At 66.9% G+C, this 11,518-nt stretch carries 8 protein-coding genes; 6 read left to right on the top strand and 2 right to left on the bottom strand.

Annotation, left to right across the window (positions count from 1 at the left end):
* Positions 1-100 precede the first annotated feature (100 nt).
* Positions 101-2,356: a glycosyltransferase family 4 protein gene (locus tag GA0115254_RS22225; protein ID WP_093897053.1), complete on the bottom strand. Its 2,256-nt coding sequence runs from the start codon at positions 2,354-2,356 to the stop codon at positions 101-103.
* 406 nt (positions 2,357-2,762) lie between these two features.
* Positions 2,763-3,362: an acyltransferase gene (locus tag GA0115254_RS22230; protein WP_093897054.1), complete on the bottom strand. Its 600-nt coding sequence runs from the start codon at positions 3,360-3,362 to the stop codon at positions 2,763-2,765.
* 557 nt (positions 3,363-3,919) lie between these two features.
* Here GA0115254_RS22230 and rplU point away from each other — a divergent pair.
* The 6 genes from rplU (at position 3,920) to GA0115254_RS22265 (ending at position 11,445) form a co-directional block, all read left to right on the top strand.
* Positions 3,920-4,240: a 50S ribosomal protein L21 gene (gene rplU, locus GA0115254_RS22240; RefSeq protein ID WP_030921216.1), complete on the top strand. Its 321-nt coding sequence runs from the start codon at positions 3,920-3,922 to the stop codon at positions 4,238-4,240.
* A gap of 14 nt (positions 4,241-4,254) precedes the next feature.
* Positions 4,255-4,512: a 50S ribosomal protein L27 gene (rpmA, locus tag GA0115254_RS22245; protein WP_018103204.1), complete on the top strand. Its 258-nt coding sequence runs from the start codon at positions 4,255-4,257 to the stop codon at positions 4,510-4,512.
* 161 nt (positions 4,513-4,673) lie between these two features.
* Complete coding sequence (gene obgE / locus GA0115254_RS22250; RefSeq protein WP_093897056.1) at positions 4,674-6,110, top strand: GTPase ObgE; 1,437 nt, start codon at positions 4,674-4,676, stop codon at positions 6,108-6,110.
* A gap of 288 nt (positions 6,111-6,398) precedes the next feature.
* A complete protein-coding gene (locus GA0115254_RS22255; protein WP_093897057.1) occupies positions 6,399-7,898 on the top strand; it encodes a bifunctional cytidylyltransferase/SDR family oxidoreductase in 1,500 nt (499 codons plus the stop codon).
* 153 nt (positions 7,899-8,051) lie between these two features.
* Positions 8,052-10,076, top strand: coding sequence for a hypothetical protein (locus tag GA0115254_RS22260; RefSeq protein WP_256102731.1), 2,025 nt, complete (start codon positions 8,052-8,054; stop codon positions 10,074-10,076).
* 142 nt (positions 10,077-10,218) lie between these two features.
* Positions 10,219-11,445: a glycosyltransferase family 2 protein gene (locus GA0115254_RS22265; RefSeq protein ID WP_176740245.1), complete on the top strand. Its 1,227-nt coding sequence runs from the start codon at positions 10,219-10,221 to the stop codon at positions 11,443-11,445.
* Positions 11,446-11,518: the final 73 nt, after the last annotated feature.

Genomic DNA, 11,518 nt, shown 5'->3' on the forward strand with positions numbered 1-11,518 from the left:
GTGGGGCGATGCCGTCGGGTGCCGCAGTTTTCCGAGCGCCCTCACCGTCGGACGTATCCGGGACGGGGCAGCCTTGCCAGGCGACAAGGCTGCCCCGCTGCTACGCGTCTTTTGCCGAGTAGAGACTGCGGTCGAGATTGGTCGTCACCGTGAGGTTCGGATAGGACTTGGCCCACTTCCACCCCGTGACCGTGCTGTTGATGTCGCACACGAACACGTGGTCCGTCAGATCCAGCCGCAGCCCGGGAAGCGCCTCGCGACGAGCGATGCGTGAGAGCAGCTGCGGTCTCACCTCTTGATAGCCGCGGTTGAAGACATTCTTGTGGAATGCGTTTGCGGCCTTCTTGTGAACCCGTTGCGTAGCCGCAACCATGAGTTCGGGTGTGATGGTCCCCCGCCTCTTCCGAGCAGTACTCCGTGCCCGGCCCAGAACGGCGCGCGGGACGCGATAGACCAGGAAGCGTTCGCCGCGAGGGATACGCAGCTTCTTCTCGCCCTTCTCGATGCTCACAAGAACGGCGCGCGGATCCAGACCGGTGCGCTGCCACACGGAAGTGTTGGCGGTCACCACCGTGACGTGAACACCGCGCTCCAGCAGATGGTTCGCGAAGTCTGCGATGCGGCGCGATTTGGGGGGTGTGAGGGCGAGCAGCACAGCGCGGCCGGCCGGTTCCGCCGGGGGCGCGGTGGCGGTGCCCTCCGACCCGGTCCCGGGCGCAGCAGAATCGTGCCCTTCTGCTTCGACGGACTTCCCGCTCCGGGAAACCGGCGTATCGACAGCGGCCGACGGCGAGGGGCGATCCAAATAGACGTCCATCAGCTGCTGTGCCACTGCCGGGGCCCCGTATCGCTGCTCCAGCTCTTCGCGCGCCGCGGGCAGATCGAGTTCGGCCACGCGTGAACGCAGGTTCCAGTACGCGTCGGCGATGATCTGCGGGTCGTCGCTGATCTCCATCAGCGCCCCTGCCTCGGACTCGATGCCGGACAGGGTCTCCTCGGGTCCGAAACTACGGGTCACGAGCACCGGCAGCCCCGCGGCGACGGCCTCGACTATGGTCATTCCGAACGTCTCGACCTTGCTCGCGTGCACAAGCAGATCATGCTGGTGCATCAGCCCGTTGACCTCGTCCGGGGCCACGGGAGGAAGGATTCGGAACCGGTCGGCAATCCCCAACTCCTGTGCATGCGTGAGGAGTTCTTCTTCCAGAGCCCCGCTGCCCACCATGGTGAGTGTGGCCAGGGGCTCCTTCTCGGCAACGAGTGCGAACGCCTCGAGCAGCTCATTCACCCCCTTGTGCTTGACCAGGCGGCCGACGTACAGCCACTTGAGCAGGCTCTGGGAGTATGCGCAGCCAGGAGAGAACGCATCGAAATCGATGACGTTCGGGACCACTTGCAGTTTGTCCGCGAGGTCCGGGAACTCGGCAGCGATCTGGTCGCGGAGATATTTGCTGACGCATAGAAAGGCATCCGCTCGCACCAGTACATCGCGGTAGAGCGCGCGTGCCGCGGGCTGAGCGAAGACCTTCTTCAGGAAGGTGGCGTGCTCCGTGACCACGATGCGGGCGTCCGGCTGTGCCAGTCGCAGCGCGAGCACGCCACCGTAGATCCCGGCGTGGGCGTGAATGACGGGGGCCTTGATCCGGCCGCCGGGCAGTGCTTTGCGCAGCGCGGTCTCCTGGGTGGTGACCCAGGGGCTGTAGTTCTTCCGGTGGATGAGAGGGACCGGGACACGGAGGAGCGTGCCTTCGGGCGTGTCGAGGACCGGGACCAGTTCTCGGTGGTCCTGGAGGCGGTCCACCGTGATCTTGATGGCGTCGTTCAGCGGGGCGTCGGCGCGTCCCGACCAGTCCTCGGTGTGCAGGATCGAGACCCGGTCGAACCGGCCCGCCACGCTGCGCGTGGCCATTTTGACGAAGGCGCCGGCGTAGGGGTTGTTCGGCGAGGGATACCACGGCGTGATGACGGCGATGTCGGCAGGTCCGGCGGCTCGCTCCTGGACGTCGTAAGGCTCCAGACGGAGCGTCACTTCGGGGCGAAGCTTCTTCAGCGTCCACGCGGTCGGCAAGCACTGGGCGTCGCCGGCGATCACCGTGTCGATGGAGGCGGCGGGCCCCGACTTTGCCAGGACGAGTTTCTTTGTCGCCTTCTGGACAGAACCGTGCTTGTCGGGGACGAGCTGGACGACCTCGACATTGTCGAGGTCGTCCAGCTCGGCGGCGGCATCCGCCCAGTCCTCGGTGGCGGGTACGACCAGCAGGACCCGAACGCCGGATTTCGCCAGCCTCTTCACGTGCTCGCGTGCCGCTCGCACTCGGTAACTGCCGTGTGCGAGATAGAGCACGTGGCTATTCATTCAAATCCCTTCGCACGTTCACTCTGCGCCCTGACGATGGTAGAGCGGCCTTATCGAACATGTCGCACATCCGTGCGGCGCAGCGTCCTTCAGCTTATCTTGGGCGCATCGTAATGAGGTGTCGATGGGGACGCCGTGCAGCCCTTCTCGGGCGCCTCGCCCTGAGGGCGATCAGCTGCTTCCGCAAGGAAGTTGGTGAGATGACCCGTGCCGACACCCCGGTGGGTGTCGGATCGCCGGCTGGCCCGAGTGTGAATCGAAGAGTGCGTCAGCGGGGAATTACTGAGGGTTCACGCGCGAAAACACAGGGCCGGTGAAGAGGGTGCCGGGCACTCGGCTTTCCATGGAGGCGGGCCGACGGCACCGGTGGGAACACTGGTCGCCATCGGTCCCGTCCTGTACGGAATCAGGCTCCGCGCTCGCCGAGAACGCCATCCTTCTCCTCGTACAGGGCACCGCTCTGCGGGCACTTCCACACACCCGGTTCCGTCTGCTCGGTCAGGCGCACTCCGCTGCGGCCGACCCAGCCGATCTGGCGGGCCGGGACACCGACGACCAGGGCGAAGTCGGGTACGTCCTTCGTGACGACCGCGCCGGCCGCCACCATGGCCCAGCGTCCGATCCGGACAGGCGCGACACAGACCGAGCGGGCACCCAGAGAAGCGCCTTCTGCGACCTTCACGCCGACGGCCTCCCAGTCGCCGCCGCGTTTCTGCCTTCCGTCGGGGTCGACCGAGCGCGGGTTGTGGTCGTTGGTGAGGACCACGGCCGGTCCGACGAAGACGCCGTCACCGAGTTCGGCGGGCTCGTACACGAGGGCGTAATTCTGCAGCTTGACGTTGTTGCCGATCTGCACGCCCGTGCCGACGTAGGCGCCGCGGCCGACTACACAACCTTCACCGAGCTTGGCACCCTCGCGGATCTGGGCGAGTTCCCACACACTGCTGCCGGCCCCGATCTCGGCGCGATCGTCGACCTGAGCGGTGGGCTGGACCCTGTAATTCACTTGCCATGCCTTCCGGAGAACGGACTTGCCGAGAGCATACGAGCCGGTGATCGGCAGTGGTGCACGCAGGTTCGCGGGTCACCCCGCGCCGAAGCCCGGCCCGCGATCGATCCGCTCCTGGACGATGGCGGCCGGAGGCAACGCCGAGCGAGCCTTCGGGGCTTCCTCCGGCGGGTCCTGATCCAATGCAGGGCCGCTCTGCTGCTTCGACGTGGACCTCAGTGCCGCCCGCGGGGCGTCGGGCAGGGAACCCCGCACCCTCGTGACCCTGGCAGCGGTATCCCCTTCTTCTCCTTCTTCCTGCGCGGTGCACCCCGCAGGAGATCGGGCAGCGGCTGCCCGGGGGCCGAGCCGGCCGACCCCGGTTTGACCGCTTGTAGGCGGCCCCGTACCCTTGACCCTCGGCGTGTTTCCCATGCGCGCCCACCCCTGAGCACATTCCTCCTGGTGGACCTGTCCGTCAGGAGAGGCCGCTCATCCTTCCGGATCGTCGCGGGCTTCGGCCTGTGCGGGCGGCTGGCATCAGGGGATCCGTTCCGAGCGAGAGAGAGATCCGCGTGTACGCCATCGTGCGCAGCGGTGGCCGCCAGCACAAGGTTGCTGTCGGTGACATCGTTGAGGTTGACAAGATTTCCACTGCCCAGGTTGGCGACACGGTCGAGCTCTCGACCCTGCTCGTGGTCGACGGCGACGCCGTGACCAGCGACCCGTGGGTGCTGGCCGGGATCAAGGTCCAGGCCGAGGTCGTGGACCACCACAAGGGCGCGAAGATCGACATCCTTCGCTACAAGAACAAGACCGGCTACCGCCGTCGCCAGGGTCACCGTCAGCAGTACACGGCGATCAAGGTCACCGGTATCCCCGCGGCTGCGAAGTAAGGGACTGAGGAGACATGGCACACAAGAAGGGCGCATCGTCCACCCGGAACGGGCGCGATTCCAATGCTCAGCGGCTCGGCGTGAAGCGCTTCGGCGGTCAGGCCGTCAACGCCGGTGAGATCCTGGTCCGCCAGCGCGGCACCCACTTCCACCCGGGCACGGGCGTCGGCCGTGGTGGCGACGACACGCTGTTCGCACTCGCCGCCGGTGCGGTCGAGTTCGGCACGCACCGTGGCCGCAAGGTCGTGAACATCGTTCCGATCGCCGGCTGATTTTCGGCGCTCGTCGAGCGGTTTCTGCGGAGGCGGACCTCACTTCCCGTACGGGAAGCGGGTCCGCCTTTCGCGTGTTTCTCCCATGAGAGACGGCTTTCCCTGCGCGGGGACAGCACGAGTGAGACATTTCTGCATGTATGTAACTGGAGGTTTCAACCATGACCACCTTCGTGGACCGCGTCGAGCTGCATGTCGCCGCGGGTAACGGAGGCCACGGCTGTGCCTCCGTTCACCGTGAGAAGTTCAAGCCGCTCGGCGGCCCGGACGGCGGCAACGGCGGCGGTGGCGGCGATGTGACCCTGGTCGTCGACCAGGACATCACCACGCTCCTCGACTACCACCACAGTCCCCACCGCAAGGCCACCAACGGCCAGCCCGGTGCCGGCGACCACCGCTCCGGCAAGGACGGCCAGGACCTCGTCCTGCCGGTTCCCGACGGCACGGTCGTACTCGACAGGAACGGCAACGTGCTGGCCGACCTGGTCGGCCAGGGCACCACGTTCGTCGCCGGCCAGGGCGGCCGCGGCGGCCTCGGCAACGCCGCGCTGGCCTCCGCCCGGCGCAAGGCCCCCGGCTTCGCGCTGCTCGGCGAGCCCGGTGAGGCCCGGGACATCGTCCTGGAGCTCAAGACCGTCGCCGATGTCGCGCTGGTGGGCTACCCGAGCGCCGGCAAGTCCTCGCTGATCTCCGTCCTGTCGGCGGCCAAGCCGAAGATCGCCGACTACCCCTTCACGACCCTCGTCCCCAACCTCGGCGTGGTCACCGCGGGCAGCACCGTCTACACCATCGCCGACGTCCCGGGCCTGATCCCGGGCGCCAGCCAGGGCCGTGGACTCGGCCTGGAGTTCCTGCGGCACGTGGAGCGCTGCTCGGTGCTCGTGCACGTCCTGGACACCGCGACGCTGGAGTCGGACCGCGACCCGGTCTCCGACCTCGACATGATCGAGGAGGAGCTGAAGCAGTACGGAGGCCTGGAGGACCGGCCCCGCATCGTCGTCCTCAACAAGATCGACATTCCGGACGGCCAGGACCTCGCCGACATGATCCGCCCGGACCTGGAGGCGCGCGGCTACCGCGTCTTCGAGGTGTCCGCCGTCGCCCGTACCGGCCTGAAGGAGCTCTCCTTCGCGCTCGCGGGCGTCATCGCCGAGGCGCGCGCGGCCAAGCCCGTGGAGGTGGCGACCCGTATCGTCATCCGCCCGAAGGCCGTCGACGACGCGGGATTCACCGTCACGCTGGAGGAGGACGGCATCTACCGGGTGCGTGGCGAGAAGCCGGAGCGCTGGGTCCGGCAGACCGACTTCAACAACGACGAGGCCGTCGGCTACCTGGCGGACCGCCTCAACCGTCTCGGTGTCGAGGACGCGCTGATGAAGGCCGGCGCCCGGGCGGGCGACGGCGTGGCCATCGGCGCCGAGGACAACGCGGTCGTCTTCGACTGGGAGCCGACCATGGCCGCGGGTGCGGAGATGCTCGGCCGGCGTGGCGAGGACCACCGTCTCGAAGCGCCGCGCCCGGCAGCACAGCGCCGTCGTGACCGTGAGACGGAACGCGACGAGGTACAGCGCGAGTTCGACGACTTCAACCCGTTCTAGACCGTGCACCGGCCGCCGGACGGGCTTGTTCCGCAAGCTGGTCCGGCGGCCCGGCCTGCTCTCCCCGCCGCACGACCGGCGGAGCCGAACCCCGCTCAAGGGTGATTGATGCCGCTCAGTCGTGTGGTGTCGATCACCTGGTCGGGAAGCGTCGATTCCGGTATATGCCCTGATCGCAAGGCGGCGGAAGGTTTCGATACGGCGTGCAGTAGGCGACGTCCGCCTTGCGAGACGGTAACGGAGAGTGCAACCATCGCTGTATCTCCCAGCCCTCAAGGTAGGTCGTCTGTGTCTGCTCAGCACATAGCCAAAGCCCGAACCACAGCAGTCGTGCTCGCCGGCGGTACCGGCCAGCGCGTGGGTCTGTCCATTCCCAAGCAGCTGCTGAAGATCGCAGGCAAGGCCGTCATCGAGCACACGCTGTCGATCTTCCAGCAGGCCGACTCCATCGACGACGTCATCGTGCTGATGGCTCCGGGCTATGTGCCTGACGTGGAGAAGATCGTCACCAAGGCCGGACTCACCAAGGTCACCAAGGTGATCGAGGGCGGTTCCACCCGCAACGAGACCACCGAGCGCGCCATCGCGGCCCTCGGCGAGGGCCTGGCCGAGGGAGAGGACCGCAACGTCCTCTTCCACGATGCCGTGCGCCCCCTGCTCTCGCAGCGCGTCATCAAGGACTGCGTGGACGCCCTGGACCGCTACCAGGCGGTCGACGTCGCCATCCCGTCCGCGGACACGATCATCGTGACCCGCACCCACGGCGGCGACGGCGAGTTCATCACCGACGTGCCCGACCGCTCCCGGCTGCGCCGCGGGCAGACGCCGCAGGCCTTCAAGCTCTCCACGATCCGCCGGGCGTACGAGGTCGCCGCGGGCGACCCGAACTTCCAGGCCACCGACGACTGCTCGGTCGTCCTGAAGTACCTCCCCGACGTGCCGATCTACGTGGTCGCGGGCGACGAGTACAACATGAAGGTCACCCAGCCGGTCGACGTCTTCATCGCGGACAAGCTCTTCCAGCTGGCTTCCACGGCCGTCCCGCAGCCGACCGACGACGCCGCCTACCGTGAGCTGCTCACCGGCAAGACCCTCGTCGTCTTCGGCGGCTCGTACGGCATCGGCGCGGACATCGCGGCGCTCGCCGAGTCCTACGGCGCCTCCGTCTATGCCCTGGGACGCTCCACCACCGGTACGCACGTGGAGAACCCGGAGCACGTCGACGACGCGCTCTCCAAGGCGTACGCGGACACCGGCCGCGTCGACTACGTGATCAACACCGCGGGCGTGCTCCGCATCGGCAAGCTGGCCGAGACGGACAACACGACCATCCAGGAAGCGCTGAACGTCAACTACCTGGCGCCCGTGCAGATCGCCCGCGCCTCGTACAAGTACCTCGCCGAGACCAAGGGCCAGCTGCTGCTCTACACCTCCAGCAGCTACACCCGGGGCCGCGCCGAGTACAGCCTCTACTCGTCGACCAAGGCCGCCATGGTGAACCTCACCCAGGCGCTCTCGGACGAGTGGGCGGGCGACGGAGTGCGGGTGAACTGCGTGAACCCCGAGCGCACCGCCACCCCGATGCGCACCAAGGCGTTCGGCGACGAGCCCGCGGGCACGCTGCTCTCCTCCGAGGCGGTCGCCAGGACCTCCCTCGACGTCCTGCTCTCCGAGATGACCGGCCACGTCATCGACGTACGGCAGCAGGACCCCACCCGTGGCGCCTCCGAAGCATCGGGCTTCGAACAGGCGCTGGCCGCTGTCCTGGACCGACAGGCCGATGTGTAATACTGCTTGACAATCGACTATTCGGACCTCTGTGGACGCCGCGTGCGAACTGCAGGGGTCCGAATTCGTGAAGTTCAGACTTCACATTTTCCCCGCAAGGTAATCAGTCGGCACCCTCGGGAGCGGTACTTCGTGATTTCGAAAGCCATTCGCATGGCTCGAGTGGGCAGTGGTTCGGAGCTGGCCGCCGCTCTTCTCATGGCTCTGGGGTTCCCGTGCATAATGCTCGCGGCAATAATCCCCAATCTGTGGTTCTTCGCAGGCGCTGCCGCGGTGACCTATCTCGCCGACCAGTATCTGCACCATTGCGGCAGTTACCTGGTCAACCGGCTCGCCGCGGTTCGCGCGGGGCTCTCGATCCGCTTCCTGCTCCGTCAGCTGCTGCTGATTCTGCTGCTCTCCCGTATGGGGTACGGAGAGCAGACGCTGTTCTACGTGACGATCGCCTGCCTGCTGGCCTTCTACGGTCTCCAGGCGCCGCAGAGCGCGATGGTCACCCTCATCAAGCTCCGCCGCAGGCTCCCGGTGGTCACGCGCAACATCGATCTGGAGCAGGTGCGGATCCCGGACGCCCCGTCAGCACTGCTGATGAACCGCCCCGCGGAGAAGATGCTCCACCTGGACATCTTCGCGATGGTGGGTGTGCTGGTCGCCGTCGAGACCGACGTGAACGGCTTCGCCTATGCGGGCCTCGCCACCACACTGGTTCTCGCGGTCGGCTACGTGGCGGCGCTTCTCCCGTACATCCGTCCGAAGCGGCTCGTGGCGCCCGAGGCCAAGGTGCTGGGCGCGGTGGACGACTGGCTGCGCGAGTACCAGCCGACCGTGGCTCTCTACTTCTCCGGCTCCAAGGATTCGGCCTACCAGGTCAACATGTGGCTGGAGACCATGGCGCAGCTCGACGGGCGCCCGTTGATCCTGCTGCGTGAGCGCACGATTCTGCCTCAGCTGAACACGACATCGGTGCCGGTGCTCTGTGTGCCCGGCGGCGTGCACCTGATGAATCTGAACCTCTCGTCGGTTCGGGTCGCGCTCTATGCGGCCAACGTCGGCAAGAACATCCATCTGCTCCGGGTGCCGACGATGAAGCACGTATTCATCGGCCACGGCGACAGCGACAAGCTCGCCAGCGTCAACCCGTACAGCAAGGCCTACGACGAGGTGTGGACCGCGGGCCGGGCCGGCCGGGACCGTTACGCGCTGGCCGATGTCGGTGTGCGCGACGAGGACATCGTCGAGGTGGGCCGCCCGCAGCTGGCCACCATCCAGTCGGGGACCGGTGCGCCCAAGAACCCGATCCCGACCGTGCTGTACGCCCCCACCTGGGAAGGCTGGGACGACAACCCGGGCAACACCTCGCTGCTGCTGGCCGGCGAGAACATCGTCAAGCGGCTGCTGAACTCCGAGAAGCCGGTCCGGCTGCTCTACAAGCCGCACCCCTTCACGGGCACCCGCAGCGCGAAGGCCAAGGCCGTGCACCAGCGGATCACCGCGATGATCGAGAAGGCGGGTGTCGAGCGCGCCACCGACCCCCGCTGGGCGAAGGAATCGGCCGCGCTCCAGCCGGTGCATGCCGAGGCGCGGGCCGAACTGGCCCGTATCGAAGCGCGGCTCGAGGCGCTGTCGAGCGGCGGCCACGTCGCCGGGGACGAGGCCGAGATGTCCCGCGACTCGCTGGCCGACCCGGCGCGCGAGGCCGAGATCGCGCGGCTCAAGGACGAGTGGAACGCTGCCTCCTGGCGCGCGCTCGGCTGGTGGGAGCACAAGGTCATCACGGGCGCCCGGATGCGTTTGTACGACTGCTTCAACGAGTCGGACGCCATGGTCTCGGACATCTCCAGCGTGGTGTCGGACTTCATCGCGAGCGGCAAGCCGTACGCGGTCACCGATTCGGCTGCGCTGGGTGAGGACGAATTCCGTAGGCAGAACACCGCGGTCCGTGCCGCGGTCATCCTGTCCAATGCCGCGACCGAGCTGGACGCCCTGCTCACCGCGGTGGTGGATCCTGCCGCGGACACCTTGGCGGCCGACCGGCGTGAGCTCAAGGAGTACCTCCTCGGCCCCGACGAGCCCACCTCGATCGTGCAGTTCGGCACGGCCGTGAAGGCGCTCGCAGCCAAGTCGGAGGCCCGGAACGCGGGCCTGGCGAGAAACCTCGGCGAACGCGTGATCGGCTGAGAATCCGCCTGGTTCGTTAGCACGAGTCACCTGGCCCGGCATAGCCCTGAAAGGGTTGTGCCGGGCCTTTGTGATAAGGCTCACGCGTCGGGCGTGTGGTGTCGAGGCAACCAAGGCCCGGGGGTGACTGTCTTCTGTTGATGTGAACGAGAAGCCAATTCCTGATGTAACCGTGATCATTGGTGCATATGAGGCAATGCCCTACCTCATTCGCTGCCTCGAATCGGTGGAGTCCCAGACCATAGGCGCCCACCGGATCGAGATCGTGGCGGTCGATGACGGTTCGACCGATGGCACCGGCGAGTACCTGGAGGAGTTCGCGGGCCGGTCCGCGGTTCCGACCAGGGTGGTCAGACAGGCGAATTCCGGCGGCCCCAGCGGACCGCGCAATGTGGGTCTCGGCCTGGCGCGGGGCCGCTACGTCTTCTTCCTCGACGCGGACGACTACTTCGGTGACGAGGCCCTGGAGCGGATGGTCGAGAGGGCCGACCGGGCGAACACCGATGTGGTGCTCGGAAAGGTGATCGGGGTCAATCGCGGAGCCCCCCGGTCGATGTGGACAGCCACCAAGGACCGGGTCAATGTATACAACTCCAAGGTCATTTACACGCTGAGTGCACAGAAGCTCTTCCGGCGTGAACTGCTGGAGCGGATCGGCCTGAGGTTCGACGAGGAACTCAAGACCGGTGAGGATGCGCTCTTCACCATGGAGGCGTATCTGCGGGGTGCCGGAGTCTCCGTCATCTCCAATTACACCTGCTATCACCTGGTCGGCCGGGACGACGGAAAGCACGTCACCAAGAGCGGCACCTATGAATGGCGCTTCGACTCCATGCGGGCCATGATGGCGCTCATTCACCGGCTCGAACCCGCCGGGCCGAAGAGGGACTTCTTGATGGTCCGCCCCTTCACGGTCGGGATGATGCAGCAGTTCGGTCCCGGCTTCCTCCGGGACTCGGAGGAGGTCCGGCGCCACAAGATGGAGCTCGCGGCGCCGCTCATGGACACCTACTGGAACGACGGCGTGGCGCGCCTGATCAAGGTCGCCGAGAGGCTGCGGCTCGCCGCTGTGGCGCGGGGCCGGGCCGATGTGCTGGTGGACATGCTGACGTATGTGCGGGAGAAGTCCGTTCCGGATGTGGTCAGTTCGCGGAAGGGCGACAAGCTCTTCCTTGCGTATCCGCACTTCCGGGACCGTTCGAGCGGTCTCTCGGACTCCGATTTCGAGGTCACCGTGCCCGACTGGCACGACGGCAAGCGCATCGAGAAGCCCGAGGCCGTAGCCCGCAGGGCGTCGCTGTCGCGGCGCGTGGTCCGGCGTATGCGGCGGGACGTGCGGCGCTGGAAGGCGCGGATCAGCGCAGCCTGAGCGGTCCCGCCACTGCCTTTGCTCCGGATGTGTGTCCGCATCTCGTTCACAGAGGTGACGCGCTACGAATCGC

This window comes from Streptomyces sp. Ncost-T10-10d, from assembly GCF_900091955.1.
Classification (GTDB): Bacteria; Actinomycetota; Actinomycetes; order Streptomycetales; family Streptomycetaceae; genus Streptomyces.

Bases quoted from the DNA above. Each gene is read 5' to 3' on its own strand.
- GA0115254_RS22225 (WP_093897053.1), bottom strand. From the start codon at position 2,356: ATGAATAGCCACGTGCTCTATCTCGCACACGGCAGTTACCGAGTGCGA.
- rpmA (WP_018103204.1), top strand. From the start codon at position 4,255: ATGGCACACAAGAAGGGCGCATCGTCCACCCGGAACGGGCGCGATTCC.
- obgE (WP_093897056.1), top strand. From the start codon at position 4,674: ATGACCACCTTCGTGGACCGCGTCGAGCTGCATGTCGCCGCGGGTAAC.
- GA0115254_RS22260 (WP_256102731.1), top strand. From the start codon at position 8,052: ATGGCTCGAGTGGGCAGTGGTTCGGAGCTGGCCGCCGCTCTTCTCATG.